The organism is Halonatronum saccharophilum DSM 13868, from assembly GCF_000517025.1.
GTDB classification, from domain to species: Bacteria; Bacillota; Halanaerobiia; order Halobacteroidales; family Halobacteroidaceae; genus Halonatronum; species Halonatronum saccharophilum.
On record NZ_KI912095.1, the window covers coordinates 190,704 to 208,769 of the forward strand.

Sequence of the window (18,066 nt, forward strand, 5' to 3'; positions counted from 1 at the left end):
AATAAGGCTATATCAAGACTTACAATATTAGGGGGTTAGAGGATGAGAAAGTATTTTCGATTATATTTTAAATTTTTATCTCAGTATCTAAAGGGGTTAATGGAGTATAGAATAGATTTTTTTGTCGGTTTTTTCACCTTTCTTGTAACCCAAGCAACAGGAATAGCTTTTATCTACCTTATCTTTAGGCAGATTCCTCATTTGGCTGGGTGGAGTTTTGAAGAGATAATGTTTATCTATGGATTTGCTCAAATACCTAAAGGTATAGACCATTTATTTACTGATAATTTATGGGCATTAAGTGGTAGAATTATTGTTAGAGGTGAATTTGATCGATACCTTTTAAGGCCTATTAACCCTCTCTTTCATTTAATAGCAGAAGTCTTTCAGCCTGATGCTTTTGGAGAGTTGGCAGTGGGGATAATACTTGTAATTATAGCTGTAATAAGACTAGGTATAACTTTTACTATTCTAGATATCTTTTTATTTGGAGTAGCTATTATCTTTGCTACCTTAATCTATACATCAGTTAAATTGATCTTTGCCTCTTTAGCATTTTGGATTAAGTTTAGTCAAGCATTTTTATATATGACTTATTCTTTAAGTGACTTTGCTAAGTATCCAATAACTATCTATTCCAAGTGGATTAGAAAGGTATTAACTTTTATTGTTCCTTTTGCCTTTACTGCGTATTTTCCTGCAAGTTATTTTGTAGATAAAGTAGATGGGTTGGTGGCTATAGGTGGAACTATTTTAGTTGGAGTAGTCTTTTCTGTGATTTCTTATTCAGTCTGGCTTAGAGGGATAAGTGTTTATGAGAGTGCGGGAAGTTAGTGTATTTTTATATTACCATAAACAAATTAAAACAATAACAATTCAACAACTATCGACTTTAGTTGATAGTTGTTGAATTACCTGTAGAATAGAATTTAATTAAATTAAAATTTAGATGATGAAGAGAGAAATTGTGAGGTTGGTGTTAGTATAAAAGTATGGAACATTTTTCTGGATATATTACAATATAACTAGGAAAGGGTGTGTCCATATGAATTCAACTAGAGAAAGATATCCTGAAGAAACTAAAAAAATGATAGTAGAGATTTATCAAACAGGTGAAAAATCTAAATCAGAACTTGCTCGCGAATATGGTGTGTCTAGAACTTCTATCAACAATTGGATTAAGCTTTATACGGAAGTAGAGACTGAAGAAGGTGAAACTATTAATTATAAAGAGTTATTAGCAATTAAGAAAGAAAATGCTCGTTTAAAACAGGAAGCAGAGATTCTAAAAAAGGCTTTAGCCATATTCGCGAAAAAATAGATGACGTCGTTTTAGATACCTTTATAGATGATAATAAAGAACAGTATAATGTTAAGCTATTATGCACAGTTTTAGGTATTTCTCGCAGCAATTATTATGATCGTAAAATAAGACCTAAATCTAAAAGAGCAATTGAAAATGAGTATTTAGAAAAAGAAATTATGCGAATATATTTAGATAGTAAAAAACGTTATGGGGCTCCTAAGATTCATCATAAGCTTAGAGAAAATAATATTAATATAAGCCTCAAACGTGTACAAAGAATTATGAAGAAGCTAGGAATCAGATCTATTGTGCATAAAAAGTTTAAACCTTGTTCATCTAATAAAATAATGTAATTGGTGAAAATATTTTAAATAGGAATTTTTCAACCACTTCTATTAACCAAAAATGGGTATCTAATATCACCTATATTTATATTATTAAAGATGGTTGGTGTTATCTAGCCTCTATTATGGATCTTTATACGCGAAAGATTATTGGCTTTTCTTTTGATAAATCTATGACTACTGATTTAACGATAAGAGCTCTAGAAAATGCTTATATAAACAGTAAACCAAAGGATACAGTTATTTTACATTCTGATAGAGGTACCCAATACACTAGTAACGCTTATATGAAAAAAGCAAATGAATTAAATTTAGTACAGTCATTTAGTGCCAAGGGCAATCCCTATGATAATGCCTCTATAGAATCTTTTCACTCTTGAACGATAATATTTAAAAGTTTCACTTGTGATAATGGATCTGAGTTTTCTGAAATATCATAAATAGAAGAATCTACTGATACTAAAGTTTATTTTGCGCATCCATATTCATCAGGTGAAAGAGGTACTAATGAGCGATACAATGGTCTTATAAGACAAAGGAAAAAGCATAAATGGATTCTCGATTTATAGCATTGCTAGAGTTCAAAATTGGTGCAATACTTTACCAAGAAAAATTCTAGATTACTTAACACCTGATGAAGCCTTTGAAGACCAATTAAAAGAAATTCTATATGATTAACAACCAAATTATTACAGTTTGAGATTAGTTCAATTTATTATTGCAATTTAGGAAATAAATAATAATTATAATATATAGGGGGGCTATGAAATGAATTTTTTTAAGGCAAGAAAATCTTTTAAATTTGAATTAATATTCAAAATAGTACTTGTGGTTTTTATTGTTATGTCTGGCATAATAATATATAACTACAGAATAAATCGAGATAACTTGATTGAGGATTTTGAAGCAACTGAAAGAAGGTCTTTAAGGCAACTAGAAACAGCTTTATTGCATTATGATGTAGCATTTCATTTAGCAAATAATGGAATGGAAAATGAGATGGAAGAAGTGTCTAGAATATTAGGTGAAGAGTATAGAGAAGTTGGAAATGATATTTATGGGATTGATATGGATAGAATTAAGGATAAATATGGAATGGAGGTTTATATAATAAATGATGAAGGTATAATAGAAGTTACAACTTATACTCCCGATCAAGACTTTAATTTATACCAATGGGAAAGTTTTAAACAATTTTTAATAGGAGTAAGAGAGGGTGATGAGTTTAGACCACAAGATATAAATATAGAAATGTCCACTAACAGGTTGAGGAAGTTTACTTATTTTCCAACTTATGACAACCGATATATAATTCAATTAGGATTATATGCTGAAGTATTTGAACCTTACATTGAGGAAGTATCTCTTGAAAATATTATGAATAGTATTACTGATGAAGAAAATATAATAGTTGACATCAAAAGTTTTACAGATAGTTTTAGTGTTTTTTATGATCCTGATTATAATATAAAAGAAGAGCATAAAGCTATATTAAATGAAGAATTAATAGGAAGAGAAGGAGCAATTGTTGAAATATATGATACTGATGAAGATGATAGAGAACTTAAGTATACTTATTTAAATTATCAATTAGAGAGTCTGGCGGTAGAAAAGTTTTTTATGGTTATATCAGATAGGAGTGTGCTTTATTCAGAATTAAATAGACAACTATTGATTAATGTACTGATGTTATTAATTGGTGTATTAGTTTCAGGTCTTTCAATTTATCTAATATCTTTAAAGGTTACTAAACCTCTCAATTTTGCAATAGAAGATCTTGAAAAGATGGCTAATGGTGATTTCACAAAAGTAATAGGAGAAGAATTTACCCAAAGAGGAGATGAGGTTGGTAGATTAGCAAAATCATTTAATAAAATCACTTTTGCTATGAAAGATATAATTACTAATATTTCAAATAAAACTGCAAATATATCAGCATATAGCGAAGAACTATCAGCTTCAGCAGAAGAGGGTAATGCAGGTATAGAGAATACAAGTGGATTAATTGAAAATATGTCAGCAGGAATAGAAGAAATTTCAGCATCTTCACAGGAAGTAGCTAGCTTTTCTGAACAAGCTAAGTTAGAGACTAATACGGGTAGTCAAAACATTAAAGATACTGTAAGAAGTATTGAAGAAATTAATGAAGTTATTGCTGAGACAGTTGAGGTTATAAAGCAATTAGATGAAAACTCTCAAGAAATTGAGAAAATTGTTGAATTAATAACTAATATAGCAGAGCAGACTAACCTACTAGCTTTAAATGCTGCTATTGAAGCTGCTAGAGCTGGAGAACATGGGCATGGTTTTGCTGTAGTAGCAGATGAGATCAGATCTTTGGCAAGTGAAACATCTAAGGCGACAGAAGAAATTTCTAACTTGATTGCTAGAACTCAAAATCAATCTAAAGAAGGGATTAAAAAGATTGATGAGGTTGCAGATAAAGCTAAGAAAGGACAAGAAATTGCTAAAAATACTGGATCAACCTTTGAGAATATCAGACAGTCTGTAGAAGAAGTCTCACTTCAAATAGAACAAACAGCTAAAGCAAGTAATGATTTAGCACAAAGTAGTGATGAAATCGTAAGTGCAACTGAAGATATAGGTGATATGTCTGGAGAAATATCTAATTCGTCACAGGAGTTAGCTCAAATGGCTCAAGAATTACAAGAGTTGATAGCGCAATTTAAGGTATAAACTTAATACCATTGTAGCTATATAGGGGAGAGCAAATGGAAACTAGTTCAATTTATTATTGCAGTTTAGCAAAGTTATTTAATTAAAAGGGAGATGACATTTATGACTCATATTGTTATGGGATTATTATTAATTGTTCTTGCTTATTTAATTAGATATAGAAAATGGAGTTGGCTTATAGTAGGTTATAATACTTCTTCTAAAGAAGAAAAGAAAAAGTATAATAAAGAAGCTCTTTGTAATGGTGTAGGAAATCTCCTATTTATATTAAGTGGGATTGCTTTTGTTGCTGCTTTAGGAGAATTTTGGAGAGTAGGTTGGATTGTATCGTTTAGTTGGGTATTATTTAGTATAGTGATTCTTGTAGTAATTATTTATATGAATACAGGTAATCGCTTTAAAAATTAAAAGGAGTAGGTTTAATGTTATTGGATTTATTAGATAAAAGGTGTAGTGTACGTGATTTTTCAGATAAGAAGATTTCTCAAGAAATTATCAATTATATACTTGAAGCAGGGAGATTATCTCCATCAGGTGGAAATGAGCAGCCATGGAAGTTTGGAGTTATTAATGATAAAGATTTAATTATAAAAATTTCTAAAATAGCTTATAACCAAGAGTGGATAGCTTCTTCCAATTTGTTAATTGTATTATGTACTACTATAGTAGGTGATGAAAAAGGGGGAAGGGATATACAGAAAGCAAGATTTCCAGAATTGAAAGTTGAAATTGAAAAAATGGATAAAGAGTTATACAGTAAATTAAATCAAGAAGAGCACCAAACTAAAATAGCAGGTACCCATATGGTGTTAGCGGCATTAGAAAATGGAATTGACTCTACTTGGATTTCTTATTTTAAAGTAACTCAACTAGCTAAGTTATTAAATTTACCTAAAGATTTTATTCCAACAGAGATTATTGCTTTTGGTTATCCTAAAAATAGAAAAGAATTTGTAAAAAAGAAGAGTATAGATGAGATTGTTTTTTATAATAATGATTTTAAAAGATAATAATCAAATTACAAGAAGGAGGGTTATGAAGATGAATATTGATAAACTTATTAAATTATCTAAAAAGCCAGAATTATTCAAAAGAAGTAATGCAGAGTTTTGGAATGATCCACATATTTCTAAAAAAATGTTGGAAGCTCACCTTAACCCAGATTGGGATGCAGCTAGTAGAAAACTTGAAACTATTGATGCATCAGTTAAATGGCTTTCTGAAAATATATTGCCTAATCAAAACATTAAGATTCTTGATCTTGGCTGTGGGCCAGGGTTATATGCTTCTCGCTTAGCTAAACGAGATTATTTTGTAACTGGAATAGATTATTCTCAGCGTTCAATAAATTATGCTAAAAAGAAGGTAGAAGAAGATAAATTAGATATTAAATATATTTATCAAAATTATTTAACTATTGACTTTGAGGATGAATTTGATGTTATTATGCTAATTTATTGTGATTTAGGAGCACTTATAAATAAAGAAAGAGACATCTTACTTGAGAAAGTTTATCAAGCTTTAAAACCAGGCGGAATATTTATTTTTGATATATTTACAGACAAAAATAGAGATGCAAGCAATCTAAGAAGGAGCTGGGAGGTTGCAGAAGATGGATTTTGGAGTAAAAAGCCTTACTTAGCATTGACTGAGACCTTTCTTTATCCAGATGAAGATACTTTTTTAGATCAAACAATCGTAATGACTGATGATAAAGAGATTAATATTTATAGAATTTTTGATCATTTTTATACTAAAGAAACTATAACTGATCTATTAGATAAGTTTGGGTTTAGAGATCATAGTTATTATTCTGATTTAGTAGGAAGAGAGTACTCTAGAGAGTCAAAAACATTGGCGATAGTTACTAATAAATAATTTTAGATAAGATGTTATATTTTTTAAATGGATGTTTGATTTATAAAGGGGGACTAAAATGAGAGAAGGATATAAAAAGATAATAAGATTACCTACTTTAGAAGAATATAAAAAGATTTGTATTGGAGTTACTTGGGAAGAATATATGAATTTTGATGTTGCAGAAGCTGCTTTAGAGCAATCATTATTTGGTGTTGTAATTCAATATAAAAATAAGATAGTAGGAATGGGAAGAGTAGTTGGAGATGGAAATATATATTTTTATATTCAAGATGTAGCTGTTTTGCCAGAGCATCAAAATAAAGGGATAGGTAAATTAATAATGAATTCAATTATAAAATATTTAGAAGATAATGCACCAGAAAAGGCATTTGTAGGACTATTTGCAGCTAATGGTAATGAATCATTTTATAAAAGATATGGTTTTAATAAATACAAGGAGATGCCGGGAATATTTAGAGTTATCAATAAAAGTAAATCAAGATAGTAGGGGATATTATGTTTAAAGGTTATAACAAGAAAAAAGCATATTTATTGATTGGGTTGTTACTTTACATTTTAACTTGTGGGATATATTTTTTTACAAGTAATTCTTCAAAAAATTATTCTATTGATGGGGTTAGTGAATATCGTGGGGGAGAGTTGCCGGATGTTTATAGGTTAAAGTCAGATGATTTTACTTTGGAAATGAGAAATATAATTAATGCTATTGATAATTTCTATGCATTAAAAGAGCGAAAAAATGTTGAAATTGATAAATTGGAAGAAGAGTATTTAACTAAAGCAGGAGAGTTAGAAAGTGTTGATCAATTTTTTGAATTGGGATTAGAGCTTTTTGCTAATCTTAATAACCCGCATGCCCGATTTATAGTTCCTACTTTTGGTCAAAGTATGAAAGCTGAATTAATAGAAGGAAAAGTTGTAGTTACTACTATAGAAAATAAAGGTTTGAAGAAAGAGATAGGAATGGAGCAGGGAGCTATAATTAAAGCTATAGATGGGATAGCTATCGATGAATGGTTAAAGGAGCGTTTTAAATATATATCCTCAGCTAATCAACATTGGAAATGGTATGGTGCTGTAGAAGAAATCTTTTTACGTTATATTTTCGAAGATGAGATTAGAAGATTTAAATATCGTAATCCAGATGGAAGCATAAATAAAGTGGATATTAGTTTAGGTTTGCCAATGTATAAAGTTAGAAATAAATTAACTCCTAAGCCAGTTATAGCTAAAAGCTTTAATGATAAAGGATATATAGCTGTTAATACTTTGACTGATGGTATAGTAGAAGAATTTGATAGTAATTTAGAGAACTTACTTAATAAAGATAGTCTAATTCTTGATTTGCGCCAGTGTGGAGGTGGAAGTTCTTTAAATGCAGATGAGATTTTCCGGCGTTTTATTCAAAAAGAAAGAAGGGTTTGGGCTGGGAGTTCTGACTATGAAAGGACTCTTAAGCCATATGAAGAATTAAATTATGATGGGGATATGGTAATTTTAGTTGGCCCTTATACTTTTTCTGCTGCAGAAGGGCTTGTTTTTGATTTATATGATGCAAAAAGGGGGCTGTTTATAGGTGAGGCAACTCGTGGTTGTTCAGGTGGTGGGCCTCGTACTTTTGTAAGTGAAGGTGGCTTTTTATTTGGTTTTCCAACGCGTGGTGTTGATATTTCTGCTTCAGAAATGGAAATGGAAGGAGAAGGATTTTGTCATCAAATAAAACTTAAACAAAGTTTAGAGGATTATTACAATGGGATTGATACAATTTTAGAAGAGGCTCTTGTGAAATTGTAATTTATGTAGGGAGGTTTTAAAAATAAGATATACAAAGATAACAATATTAACTTTAATAATTATTAGTTTAGTTATAGTATTGTACTTAGGCATAACTGCCTCAACTGAAGAGATTGAAAAAGATAAAAGCATTGCAAAATTAAAAGAAATTGAGCTTGGGGGCATGAAACAGTGGATTTTAATTAGAGGTAATGATAAGTCAAAGCCTATTTTATTATGGTTACATGGTGGACCAGGTGGAACTCAAATGCCTTTAGCTCATCATTTAGATAAAAAATTAGAAGAAGAGTTTGTAGTGGTTCATTGGGATCAAAGGGGGGCAGGGAAATCAAACCATAGTGCTTTTGATGAGGATACAATGTCATTAGAGCAATTTAAAGATGATACTTATCAGCTAGTAAATTATTTAAAGGAGAAATTTAATAGAGATAAAATTTATTTACTTGGCCATTCATGGGGGACTCAATTAGGGATAGAACTTGTTACTCAATATCCTGATGATTTTTGGGCTTATATTAGTGTGAGTCAAGTAGTAAATAGTCATAGGGCAATTGATATAGCTTATGATTGGTTAAAAAATGAATTCAAGCAGACAGAAAATCAAATTGGCTTAAATAAGTTAAAAGAAATAAAAAAGGATCCATATAGTCATGCGCAGTTTAGACAACTTATACAACTTGTAGATGAACAAGGTGGGAGTTTTGATCAAGGAATGTGGGAATTAGCCAAAATTGCTTTAAGAGCTTCGGAATATAATATTTTGGATTATTTTCGTCTTTTAGCTGGTATGAATAGAGGTGGCGGGCCAATGCACAAAGATGGCCAAATTCCAGAAAACGATTATTTAGCTAAGATAACTTCTGTTGAAGTTCCAATATACTTCTTGATTGGAAAGAAGGATTATAATACGCCTTTTAAGTTAGTAGAAGAATATTACGAGTTAATTGAGGCGCCAAAAAAGGAGTTAATTATATTTGAAGATTCAGCTCATACACCTTTTTTAAAAGAGACTAGTAAATTTAATCAGGAAGTAATTAAAGTTAAAGAAAAAACATGTGTTTTTGAACAATAATAAACTATAGGAAGTTTAAGTAATGTCTAATGCCAATTGAAAAGTAAGTTAATAGTAAAAAGCGGTGAAGCTAAGACTGATTAGAACATATATAAGTGAATTTTTAAAGGATGGTGTTATTTATGAAAAAAGCTATTGTTATAGGTGCTTCTTCAGGGATAGGTAAAGAACTAGCAAAGGTCTTATCTCAAAGCAATTATATTGTTGGTTTAGTGGCTAGAAGGAGAAAGCTATTAAAAGAGCTTCAACAAGAATTATCTGGAAAATCATTTGTTAAAAGTTTTGATGTTTCTCTTATGAACAATTGTATGCATCATTTAGAAGATTTGATTGAAGAAATGAATGGAGTGGATTTAATTATTATTAGTGCTGGTTGTGGATTTATTAATCCTGACCTTGAGTATGAAAAAGAAAAGAAAACTATTGATGTTAATGTTTTAGGTTTTAGTGCAATGATTAATGTTGCATATAATTACTTTTTTAAAAAAGGCAAAGGACACATAGTAGGTATTTCATCAATTGCTGCAATTAGAGGTGGGTATGATGCACCTGCTTATTATGCATCAAAAGCTTTTATTTCAAATTATATGGAAGGCTTGAGAATTAAGGCTAAAAAAGCAAAAGTACCTTTATATATTACAGATATTAAAGCAGGTTTTGTAGATACTGCTATGGCACAAGGAGAAGGTCTTTTTTGGGTAGCTTCACCAGAGAAGGCTGCATTACAAATATATAAGACAATCACTAATAAAAAAGACCATGCTTATATTACAAAACGTTGGAGATTGATAGCTTGGTTACTCAAAGTAATTCCGAATTGTATATATCAAAGACTATGAAAAATGAAGGGGAAAGAAAGTAGTTAGATTAGAGAATTTATTTTGAAAGAGGTGAAAAGATTGGATAGCTCAGATTGTATAATTAATAATTTAGAAATTAAAAGTTTAAGTGATAGTACTGAAATAGAAGCTAAAAATCTTATTATTCAAGGGTTAAATTAATATTTCGATTATTATGATAAAAATAAAAATCTTGATTTGAACAATCTTATGAAAAATTATATAGAAAAATCTGAAACATTTCTAATTGGATTATATGAAGATGATTTAATTTGTACAGGAGGCTTAATTAAGGAAGATAAATATACAGGTAGAATAGTAAGAATGAGTGTAAAAAAAGAATATAGAAGAAAAGGTCTTGCTACTTTATTATTAAAAAATTTAGAAGGTATAGCTAAAAAGAAAGGATATAATAAAATTGTTTTAGAAACGACTAAAGAATGGATTAAAGTGATTAAATTATATAAAAATAATGGGTATATTGAATTTGAAAGAATAGAAGAAAATGTTCATTTATTTGAAAAATTGTAGTAAAATCATCAATTAAAAAGAGATAAATCAGAAGTATGAAGAATTGTTGAAAACATTTATGTTCCTTAGATAGATTCAAGACGTAAATTGTATAATTAAATGCACGGTGGGCATAAAAAGAGACACATACCTGCACTTTTTATATAATGTTAAGTAACCACACAAAACATTAGGAGTGTACAGAATATGTATTATGACAATAATTATAACATAGATAGAGCAAAAGGTGAACACCTAACCTTAGAAAATAGGCTTGTGATAGCTCATTTATACAATAATCAAGATTCAAGGATTATGGAGGTATAGAAGGTCATTTGCAGCTAGCAATATACCAGGAGCTAGCTAATATTATTGTGATGCTTATTGTAGGTGGCAGAGAGGGACAAATGAAAATATAAATAGAATGATTAGAAGGTTTTTATCTATTAACTTGCAATTCACCATCATAAGTAATAGATCCAATGAGTTTGACAAGAAGAAATAATTTTTATATAATGCAAGAGAAATATAATATTTGTTAATATAAAGGTCAAATATTTATTATAATTTAAATTAAAGATCATATGAAAGTAGTGGAGGGGATAGATATCGCCAATAAAGAAAAAATCTTGGAGATGGCTTTAAAATTATTTATACGTAATGGATATTTAGGTACATCTTTAAATGAGATTGCTAGTGCAGTGGGACTGACAAAAGGAGGAGTATACCATTATTTTGACAGTAAGGATGATTTATATTATCAATCTATAAAGAAATTTTTTAATTTTGATAAACCCGGCTGGTTGAAAAAAAATCACTCATCTGTAAAAAGTTTAATCCAAGAAGGGTTCAAGTCAATTAATTCTAGAAAAGAATGGATAAAAAAATTAACGAATATAGATAGTGATGATGCTATTTTACATTTTTATATGTTTTTGTATGATGCAACAAGGAGACATCCTGATTTACAGGAATATATTGATAAGCACGATCAATCTAAGCGAAAGATATTAACAGAGGCTTTAAAAAAGGCACAAAAAAATAGAGAAATTCGTGATGACATTGATCCTGAAGTTGTAGCTTTTGAGTTAGATGCTTTATTACAACAATTAGAATATTTGAGTTTTGTTAATCCTAAAATAAAGAAAGATAAAGATATGTTTAAAAGATTATTTCATAATTATTGGTTAAGGTTAAAAATATAATTTTTTTATTCAAAACATACCGACTGGTAGGTGTGTTTTGGAGAAGGGAGACTTTAATGAGAGTAATAATGCAAGGGTTTTATTGGAATTGTATAAAAGATATTAATAATGATTTGAGTTGGTATCAACTTGTTTCAAGTAAATTGCCTGAATTAAAAAGAAGAGGGGTAGATACCATTTGGCTTCCGCCACCTTCACTTGGTATGGATGGACAAGGTATGGGTTATGATATTAAAGAGCATTATAACTTAGATAGTGCTTTTGGTACAAAGAAAGAGTTGAAAAGATTAGTTCAAAAAATTAAAGAGTATGATATTATACCTGTTGTTGATACAGTTATGGCTCATATGATTGGTGGTAAGAAAGAGTACAACCCTTATTATCAGAAGTTAGGAGATGAAAATTCTTATAGTTATACTTATTTTCAAGAAAAAAGGTTTCCTAAGAATTTTGTTCACTTTTGCCGTAAATGTGGACAATGTGATAAGATGAGTAGTGATTTTGGCGAAAAAATTTGTCATTATGCTGATAAAGGGTATATGAAAGATGGTTTTATTGAATGGGGAAAATGGCTTAAAGAAGAGGTTGGTTTCGAAGGTTTTAGGCTTGATTATGTAAAGGATATGAAACCACAATTTATTAAAGAGTGGACTAATGCTGTCGGAGGCAAATTTATTGTAGGAGAATATTGGAGTGGAGATAAAAAGGAGCTGAATGAATGGATAGAAAAAGCCGAGACTAAAGCTTTTAATTTTCCTCTTTTTTATGCTTTGAACCAAATATGTAATAGACCTGATAAATTAGATATGAGAGAATTAAAGGATTTTAAAATGGATAATACAGTATCTTTTGTAGACAATCATGATACTGACCGTGATGAACCTGTTATTTATGATAAAAAAATTGCTTATGCTTATAGTTTGTTATTTACCCGAGACACATGTATTTTTTGGAAAGATTATTTCAATTATAAATTAAAAAATGAAATTGATACCTTATTGAGTATACGTAAAGAGGTAAATGAACCTTTTGAAGTTAAGTATGCTGAGTATGATTTTTTAGTGGGTGAGAAAGATGGTTACCAAGTTTTTATAAATAAAAGCAAGAAAGAACAGGAATATCAAGGTTTTAAAATTCCTCCACGGGAATATATTGTATATAAAAAGAGAAGTAGGGAAAATCCTTTGCAAGGGTGTGCTAACTAAATAAAGATATATTAATTGAAGTCAGAATATAAAGCTATGGGCCAATTTAATTTGGTCTGTAGCTTTTTTAGTTTTTAGAAAGGAACATATTAGTTTTAAGAGAAGATTTATACTAAATAATCGATTATAAAAGGAGGCAAAAAGATGTGGAGTGATTTAGAGAAGCCATAGCAAGAAGCATTTAAGATGGGTTGGAAAGCTTATAGGAGTGGAACGATACCAATTGGTGCTGTGATTGTAAGAGAAAGCGGTGAGATAGTAACAAAAGGAAGGAATAGAATTTTTGATAAGGATGTCAATAACCCTTTAGTAGGAAGCAATATGGCTCATGCAGAAATGATGGCAATGTTAGGCTTGAAGGAGGACGAGCATCCAAGGATAAGGGAGTATAGGTTATATACAACTATGGAACCATGCCCTATGTGCTTTGGAACGGCAGTAATGATGAGTATAAGAAATATCTATTACGGTGCAAGAGATGGCTTTGCAGGAGCAAGCTCATTGAATGATAAGTTAGATTATATTAAGAATAAGGAGATAAATATAACTAAGGGAGTAAAAGAGATAGAGGTATTTCAACTGTTAATTCAAAGTGCTTATGAATACTCACGTGGGCATCCTAGAATAGAGGAGATATTAGATACTTGGCGAGAAGTTGATAAGTTGAGTATAGATTTAGGAAAACAACTACATAAAGAAGGCTACTTTGAACAAGGAGTAAAAGAGAATAAAGATATAGGTGAGATATATGATGGAGTGATTAGTGTGTATTTTGAAATATAAAGATATGGTATATAGTGGCGCTGTTAAAGGTTAAAAATAAAAAAGTAAAAAGATTTTTTTACCACTAATGAACACGAATTAACACTAATGTAATTCAAAGTACTATTACAATCTAGTGTTTATTAATAGAAATCTATTAAATAAAAATAGGTTTTAGGTGATTTTTATTTTTAGATCTCTTATTCGTGACTACTCGGTTCATTAGTGGTAGAAAGCGCTCTTAAGTTCTTGACTGTTAATTAACACTTGTTTACTATTTAAGAGTTATTTTAATGTTCATTCTGTTTTACCCTCAAGTAGATGAGGGGCCAACTTCTCAATACCGATTGCTCCAATTGGTGCAGTAAAGACTATGGACATAACGGCTAAGGCTAAGATTAACTCTCCAGAGGGTACTCCTGCTGCTAGAGGAACTGCTCCAATGGCTGCTTGTACCGTAGCCTTTGGCAGATAAGATACTGCACAGAATATCCTTTCTTTGAAGTTGAGATAAGAGTTATGGGTAGATAATAGTACCCCAATACTTCTAGCTACTAAGCCTAGGAAGATAAGAAGAAGACCCAATAGTCCAGCACCAAAGGCCGCTTCTAGTTCTACAGCTGCTCCTATTAGCACAAATAAGAAGATTTTTGCTACCATCCAAAGCTCGTTAAGGATGGCTGAGAACTCCTTGGCCATCTCTCTTTCTTGCTCTAAGATTAGATATCCTATGGTCATAATAGAAAGAAGGCTTGCCACACCGATAAATCCTCCTAAAGCATATGTACCTATTGCAATTACAACTAAAATAAGGCTCCTATAGGAAAGATTTAAACTATCAAAAGTCCTATAGAACTTGATAATCAAATAACCTATTAAAAGACCTAATAAAATTCCTCCAATTATCTGATAGGGTACCTGGACTAACGCCTCTCTGATAGATACATTCCCTCGTTCGAAGATTCCTAGGAATATACTAAATAAGGTAATAGCAAAGACATCATCAAGAGAAGCACTAGCTAAGATAAGTGTTGGGATCTCTTTTTCTTCTCCAAGGTTGGTCTCCTTTAATTTAAGCATAGATGGGACCACAACAGCGGGGGATACAGCAGCGATAATAAAGCCTAATAGACCAGCTTCCATCCAGGGCAGGTCAAAGAAGATGGTAGCTAAAAGAGCAACAGCAGCTCCCTCTACTAGAACGGGTATTGATCCCATCTTAATTGCAGTTCCACCAATTTTTTTGATGGTATCCTTACTTATGCCCAGTCCTGCTTTAAGCAAGATGATGATAAGAGCCATAGTTCTTATATCTTGGGATATAGCCAATAGATTTTCATCTAGAAGGTTAAAGGTCGTTGGCCCGATTAAAATTCCGGCAATTAACATACCTAATAGGCTAGGGAGTTTCATCTTTTCAAATATAAAGCCTAAAATTAAACCAAAAGTTAAAATCAAAAATATACTTAATAACATCTTAAACCACACCCTTTTAAATTTTTTATGCAAAAAATAGCTTCTACTCTCTAGAGAGTAGAAGCTATTAGTCTTTTAAGACGGTTTTGATTATAAATCAAGGTGAGCTTCATCACCAAATTATTTAATTTGTAACATCTAATATTATACAAATTTATTCTATTTTAGTCAAGGAGAAGTAGAGAATAATTTGCTTATTAATTCCCTTGAACTTCATATTCAAAACCAAATATGTCAGTGATCATCTTTGGTATTTCGATATTATCGAGTACACCATCGAAATTCTCTGCTCCCACACCATAAGCAAGGACAGGAACTGTATTGGCTGTATGACCTCCAGTACTATCACTTCTTGCTCTAGTCCTTCGGTGCATTACCCCTCCATCATAATAATAGGCAATGACACTTCCTATCTCCCATCCAACTATATGCTCAAAAACCAGTCTTCCTTCAGGATCATTTCCATCCCAAACATTATCTTGGAATTCTTCTATCTCTTCATCGTCAAGGTCAATATTAGCATATTCAGAAAATACTCTTCTAATACTTTCTGCAGTATAGTTATTTGTCTCTTCATCTATTTCAAGTTGTTGGGCCATATATTCAGGAGACACACCAATCTCTTTAAAGCTTTCAACATCCATAACTTCTGATGCTGCAATCCCCATAGTTTCATGGTCAGATTTAACAATAACTAATGTGTCACCATTTTCTTCTGCCCAATTAACTGCGTACTCTACTGCTTTATCAAATTCAATCATCTCTCTCCAGATACCACCAAAATCTGCTGCGTGTGCTGCATGATCTACACGTGCTCCCTCTAACATTAAGAAGAATCCTTCTTCATTTTGGGAAGCAACTTCAATAGCTTTTTCTGACATTTCTAGAAGAGAAGGTTCTTTACTCTCTAGGATTTCTCTATCTCCTGTGTAATTCATAAATGAGTGGTGGAATAAACCTAAGATTCTTGTGTCAGCAGTTGCTTCTATATTCATTAATTCATCTCTAGTTTTTGGAATTTGATAACCTTTTTCTTCAAAGGCTACAAGTAAATCTTCACCATCTTGTTCTTCTGGGAGGAAGAACCTTTCCCCACCACCTAAAGCTATGTGATATTCTCCTTCATAGATCTGTCTAGCTATTTCGGCTTGATTACCTCGATGCTCTGTTTTAGCAACATAAGCTGCTGGTGTAGCATCTGTGACAGTGTTGGTAGAAACAACACCAACTGTCTTTCCTTGTTCTTTGAAGATATCCAAAATACTGACTAACTCTTCACCATCCGGGCCAACACCAATCATACCATTATTGGTCTTAGCAGCATTGGCTAGAGCTGTACCTGCAGCACCAGAATCAGTAACATTATGGCTGGCTGAATAAGTCCTAGCTAGAGCTACATAAGGAAGAGTTTCCATAAATAATTTTCCTTCTCTACCATATTCAAATAAGCGTGCAACCTCCATATGTCCAGTTCCCATCCCATCAGCAATCAGAACGATAACATTTTTAGGTTTTGCTTCTTCTTGTTCTTGTGGGGGGACTTCTGGTCCAGGACAACCTGTTAATATAAAAAAGAGTGATAATACAAAGATTATTTTAAAGATACGTTTCATTAATTATAACCTCCTAATTATGTATTTAATATTAAGATTACCTGTTGGAGTAAAGTTTATTCTATTCGTAGATCTGTTCATAGGTCAAAATCCAAGAAAAGTTAGAAGGTGAATAAAATTTCAGACCAAGAGATAGAATATATTATAAGACTATCATATTACTTAAATATCTAATAAAACTAAAATCCAAGGAGGAGCTAAAGTGCTAAAAAAATTAAAGATTATTACAATGATACTAATAATCGCTTCAATTATAGTAGGGTGTCAGGCAGTTGAAGAAGAGTTTGAGACGAAGATGGGCGATGAGCCTAACATTAATATAAGGTTTGAAGATGAAAGTGTTGAGTCAATAGCTTTAGAAGAATATGTGGCTGGAGTTGTAGCAGGAGAGATGAAGCCTGCTTGGCCAACGAATGCTTATGCTGCCCAAGCTATAAAGGCAAGAACCTTTACTATGAAGCATATGGAAGGGGTAGATGATAACACAATCAGTGCTCGTCATGAAGAAGCCCAAGCCTATAAACCAGAGAATATCACCGATGTTATTAGAGAAGCGGTTGAGATGACTAGAGGTCAGGTAGCAGTTTATGATGGAACTTACATTAATGCCTGGTTTCACTCAAGTGCAGCAGGAAGAACAACTAGTGCTCAAGCAGGGCTTGCCTTTAAGGAGGGTGAACCTCCCTATGTTAAGAGTGTAGAATCTCCAGATGATCTTGCCCCAGAAGATATTCAAAATTGGGATATAGAGATAAGTAAAGCTCAGGTCTTAGAAGCTTTAAGAGAGACTGGAGAAGAAGGGGATGAGATATTAGAACTTAATATTTTAGAGCAAGATGATACAGGGAGAATAACTCAAATAGAGATTGTTCATAATAGAGGCAGTAAACAACTCCATGGTGCAGAATTTAGAACTGTTATTGGGCCAGACAATTTGAAATCTACTATGGTTGAAACTATAGAGGATAGAGGAGAGTCCTTTGGATTTATCGGAAGTGGATGGGGGCATGGTGTAGGAATGAGCCAATGGGGCGCAAAGAAGTTGGCCCAGGAGGGTGAAAGTCCAGAAGATATTATTAAGTATTATTTTGAAGGGGTCGAGATAGAGAAAAGATGGAACTGAGATTGCCCCCCCTTTTTTTTACGGGGGGAGTTTTTATGTTGAGGTTAATATTAATAAAGTGCCACTTTCGTGCCACTAGTTATGGGTTATGAGTGAAGAGTAATGAGTAAAGTCAAAATCTCAAAACCTTTTATAAGTCTTAGGTAACAAAGGGGTTTCTGTTTTTTTAAGGTTTTACCCATTACTCATCACCAGTAATAAAGCTACGCTTTATTACTATAAATAGTTCAAAAATAAGA

Annotated in this window: 19 protein-coding genes, 2 pseudogenes and 1 riboswitch; of the genes and pseudogenes, 19 read left to right on the forward strand and 2 right to left on the reverse strand. The window is 31.6% G+C overall.

Features of this window, described 5'->3' with window-relative positions; all coding sequences use genetic code 11:
• The first annotated feature begins 42 nt into the window (after positions 1-42).
• From HALSAC_RS0108065 to HALSAC_RS0108140, 18 genes and pseudogenes are all read left to right on the forward strand, one after another.
• Positions 43-834: an ABC transporter permease gene (locus HALSAC_RS0108065; protein ID WP_027339838.1), complete on the forward strand. Its 792-nt coding sequence runs from the start codon at positions 43-45 to the stop codon at positions 832-834.
• Between the two features lie 211 nt (positions 835-1,045).
• On the forward strand, positions 1,046-1,321 hold the full coding sequence (locus HALSAC_RS0108070; protein ID WP_027339839.1) for a transposase: 276 nt from the start codon (positions 1,046-1,048) through the stop codon (positions 1,319-1,321).
• A gap of 131 nt (positions 1,322-1,452) precedes the next feature.
• On the forward strand, positions 1,453-1,659 hold the full coding sequence (locus HALSAC_RS17820; protein ID WP_425402509.1) for an IS3 family transposase: 207 nt from the start codon (positions 1,453-1,455) through the stop codon (positions 1,657-1,659).
• A gap of 41 nt (positions 1,660-1,700) precedes the next feature.
• A complete protein-coding gene (locus tag HALSAC_RS16470) occupies positions 1,701-2,030 on the forward strand; it encodes a DDE-type integrase/transposase/recombinase (RefSeq protein WP_281172347.1) in 330 nt (109 codons plus the stop codon).
• A gap of 6 nt (positions 2,031-2,036) precedes the next feature.
• Positions 2,037-2,328: pseudogene (locus HALSAC_RS17505) on the forward strand (IS30 family transposase); the annotation flags it as partial.
• A gap of 90 nt (positions 2,329-2,418) precedes the next feature.
• Positions 2,419-4,347 carry a methyl-accepting chemotaxis protein gene (locus HALSAC_RS16475; protein ID WP_051412145.1) on the forward strand — a complete coding sequence of 643 codons (1,929 nt, stop codon included), beginning with the start codon at positions 2,419-2,421 and terminating at the stop codon, positions 4,345-4,347.
• Positions 4,348-4,449: 102 nt separating this feature from the next.
• Entirely contained in the window at positions 4,450-4,755 is a 306-nt protein-coding gene (locus tag HALSAC_RS0108085) for a DUF3784 domain-containing protein (protein WP_035571536.1), read from the forward strand.
• A gap of 14 nt (positions 4,756-4,769) precedes the next feature.
• Positions 4,770-5,357 (forward strand): nitroreductase family protein, encoded by a 588-nt coding sequence (locus HALSAC_RS0108090; protein WP_027339841.1) that lies wholly within the window; start codon positions 4,770-4,772, stop codon positions 5,355-5,357.
• A gap of 31 nt (positions 5,358-5,388) precedes the next feature.
• Positions 5,389-6,225: a class I SAM-dependent methyltransferase gene (locus HALSAC_RS0108095; protein ID WP_035571656.1), complete on the forward strand. Its 837-nt coding sequence runs from the start codon at positions 5,389-5,391 to the stop codon at positions 6,223-6,225.
• 58 nt (positions 6,226-6,283) lie between these two features.
• Positions 6,284-6,712, forward strand: coding sequence for a GNAT family N-acetyltransferase (locus tag HALSAC_RS0108100; RefSeq protein WP_027339843.1), 429 nt, complete (start codon positions 6,284-6,286; stop codon positions 6,710-6,712).
• Between the two features lie 11 nt (positions 6,713-6,723).
• Positions 6,724-8,022 carry a S41 family peptidase gene (locus HALSAC_RS0108105; protein WP_027339844.1) on the forward strand — a complete coding sequence of 433 codons (1,299 nt, stop codon included), beginning with the start codon at positions 6,724-6,726 and terminating at the stop codon, positions 8,020-8,022.
• Positions 8,023-8,185: 163 nt separating this feature from the next.
• On the forward strand, positions 8,186-9,094 hold the full coding sequence (locus tag HALSAC_RS0108110) for an alpha/beta fold hydrolase (protein WP_211231327.1): 909 nt from the start codon (positions 8,186-8,188) through the stop codon (positions 9,092-9,094).
• A 122-nt stretch (positions 9,095-9,216) separates the two neighbouring features.
• Positions 9,217-9,933 (forward strand): SDR family NAD(P)-dependent oxidoreductase, encoded by a 717-nt coding sequence (locus tag HALSAC_RS0108115; protein WP_027339846.1) that lies wholly within the window; start codon positions 9,217-9,219, stop codon positions 9,931-9,933.
• 210 nt (positions 9,934-10,143) lie between these two features.
• Complete coding sequence (locus tag HALSAC_RS15415; protein WP_051412146.1) at positions 10,144-10,464, forward strand: GNAT family N-acetyltransferase; 321 nt, start codon at positions 10,144-10,146, stop codon at positions 10,462-10,464.
• Positions 10,465-10,742: 278 nt separating this feature from the next.
• Positions 10,743-10,903 (forward strand): annotated as a pseudogene (locus HALSAC_RS17825) (IS30 family transposase); the annotation flags it as partial.
• A gap of 124 nt (positions 10,904-11,027) precedes the next feature.
• Positions 11,028-11,648 carry a TetR/AcrR family transcriptional regulator gene (locus tag HALSAC_RS0108130; RefSeq protein WP_084804396.1) on the forward strand — a complete coding sequence of 207 codons (621 nt, stop codon included), beginning with the start codon at positions 11,028-11,030 and terminating at the stop codon, positions 11,646-11,648.
• 56 nt (positions 11,649-11,704) lie between these two features.
• The gene (locus HALSAC_RS15420) at positions 11,705-12,853 is read left to right on the forward strand and encodes an alpha-amylase family glycosyl hydrolase (RefSeq protein ID WP_051412147.1); all 1,149 of its coding nucleotides are present in this window, start codon (positions 11,705-11,707) and stop codon (positions 12,851-12,853) included.
• Positions 12,854-13,039: 186 nt separating this feature from the next.
• Complete coding sequence (locus tag HALSAC_RS0108140; protein ID WP_027339848.1) at positions 13,040-13,636, forward strand: nucleoside deaminase; 597 nt, start codon at positions 13,040-13,042, stop codon at positions 13,634-13,636.
• 276 nt (positions 13,637-13,912) lie between these two features.
• Here HALSAC_RS0108140 and HALSAC_RS15425 read toward each other — a convergent pair whose 3' ends face one another.
• Together HALSAC_RS15425 and HALSAC_RS0108150 are read right to left on the reverse strand one after the other, a co-directional pair.
• Entirely contained in the window at positions 13,913-15,091 is a 1,179-nt protein-coding gene (locus HALSAC_RS15425; RefSeq protein ID WP_035571538.1) for a cation:proton antiporter, read from the reverse strand.
• Positions 15,092-15,142: 51 nt separating this feature from the next.
• Positions 15,143-15,217, reverse strand: a riboswitch (Fluoride riboswitch).
• A 71-nt stretch (positions 15,218-15,288) separates the two neighbouring features.
• Positions 15,289-16,704 (reverse strand): alkaline phosphatase, encoded by a 1,416-nt coding sequence (locus HALSAC_RS0108150; protein WP_027339849.1) that lies wholly within the window; start codon positions 16,702-16,704, stop codon positions 15,289-15,291.
• Between the two features lie 202 nt (positions 16,705-16,906).
• Between HALSAC_RS0108150 and HALSAC_RS0108155 the strand changes: the two genes are divergently transcribed.
• Positions 16,907-17,827 carry a SpoIID/LytB domain-containing protein gene (locus HALSAC_RS0108155; RefSeq protein WP_027339850.1) on the forward strand — a complete coding sequence of 307 codons (921 nt, stop codon included), beginning with the start codon at positions 16,907-16,909 and terminating at the stop codon, positions 17,825-17,827.
• Positions 17,828-18,066 lie beyond the last annotated feature (239 nt).

What these genes read in the sequence shown, in the direction of transcription:
- HALSAC_RS0108065 (WP_027339838.1), top strand. Translation starts at nt 43, where the DNA reads ATGAGAAAGTATTTTCGATTATATTTTAAATTTTTATCTCAGTATCTA.
- HALSAC_RS0108070 (WP_027339839.1), top strand. Translation starts at nt 1,046, where the DNA reads ATGAATTCAACTAGAGAAAGATATCCTGAAGAAACTAAAAAAATGATA.
- HALSAC_RS16475 (WP_051412145.1), top strand. Translation starts at nt 2,419, where the DNA reads ATGAATTTTTTTAAGGCAAGAAAATCTTTTAAATTTGAATTAATATTC.
- HALSAC_RS0108085 (WP_035571536.1), top strand. Translation starts at nt 4,450, where the DNA reads ATGACTCATATTGTTATGGGATTATTATTAATTGTTCTTGCTTATTTA.
- HALSAC_RS0108090 (WP_027339841.1), top strand. Translation starts at nt 4,770, where the DNA reads ATGTTATTGGATTTATTAGATAAAAGGTGTAGTGTACGTGATTTTTCA.
- HALSAC_RS0108095 (WP_035571656.1), top strand. Translation starts at nt 5,389, where the DNA reads ATGAATATTGATAAACTTATTAAATTATCTAAAAAGCCAGAATTATTC.
- HALSAC_RS0108100 (WP_027339843.1), top strand. Translation starts at nt 6,284, where the DNA reads ATGAGAGAAGGATATAAAAAGATAATAAGATTACCTACTTTAGAAGAA.
- HALSAC_RS0108105 (WP_027339844.1), top strand. Translation starts at nt 6,724, where the DNA reads ATGTTTAAAGGTTATAACAAGAAAAAAGCATATTTATTGATTGGGTTG.
- HALSAC_RS0108110 (WP_211231327.1), top strand. Translation starts at nt 8,186, where the DNA reads ATGAAACAGTGGATTTTAATTAGAGGTAATGATAAGTCAAAGCCTATT.
- HALSAC_RS0108115 (WP_027339846.1), top strand. Translation starts at nt 9,217, where the DNA reads ATGAAAAAAGCTATTGTTATAGGTGCTTCTTCAGGGATAGGTAAAGAA.
- HALSAC_RS15415 (WP_051412146.1), top strand. Translation starts at nt 10,144, where the DNA reads ATGAAAAATTATATAGAAAAATCTGAAACATTTCTAATTGGATTATAT.
- HALSAC_RS0108130 (WP_084804396.1), top strand. Translation starts at nt 11,028, where the DNA reads ATGAAAGTAGTGGAGGGGATAGATATCGCCAATAAAGAAAAAATCTTG.
- HALSAC_RS15420 (WP_051412147.1), top strand. Translation starts at nt 11,705, where the DNA reads ATGAGAGTAATAATGCAAGGGTTTTATTGGAATTGTATAAAAGATATT.
- HALSAC_RS0108140 (WP_027339848.1), top strand. Translation starts at nt 13,040, where the DNA reads ATGGGTTGGAAAGCTTATAGGAGTGGAACGATACCAATTGGTGCTGTG.
- HALSAC_RS15425 (WP_035571538.1), bottom strand. Translation starts at nt 15,091, where the DNA reads ATGTTATTAAGTATATTTTTGATTTTAACTTTTGGTTTAATTTTAGGC.
- HALSAC_RS0108150 (WP_027339849.1), bottom strand. Translation starts at nt 16,704, where the DNA reads ATGAAACGTATCTTTAAAATAATCTTTGTATTATCACTCTTTTTTATA.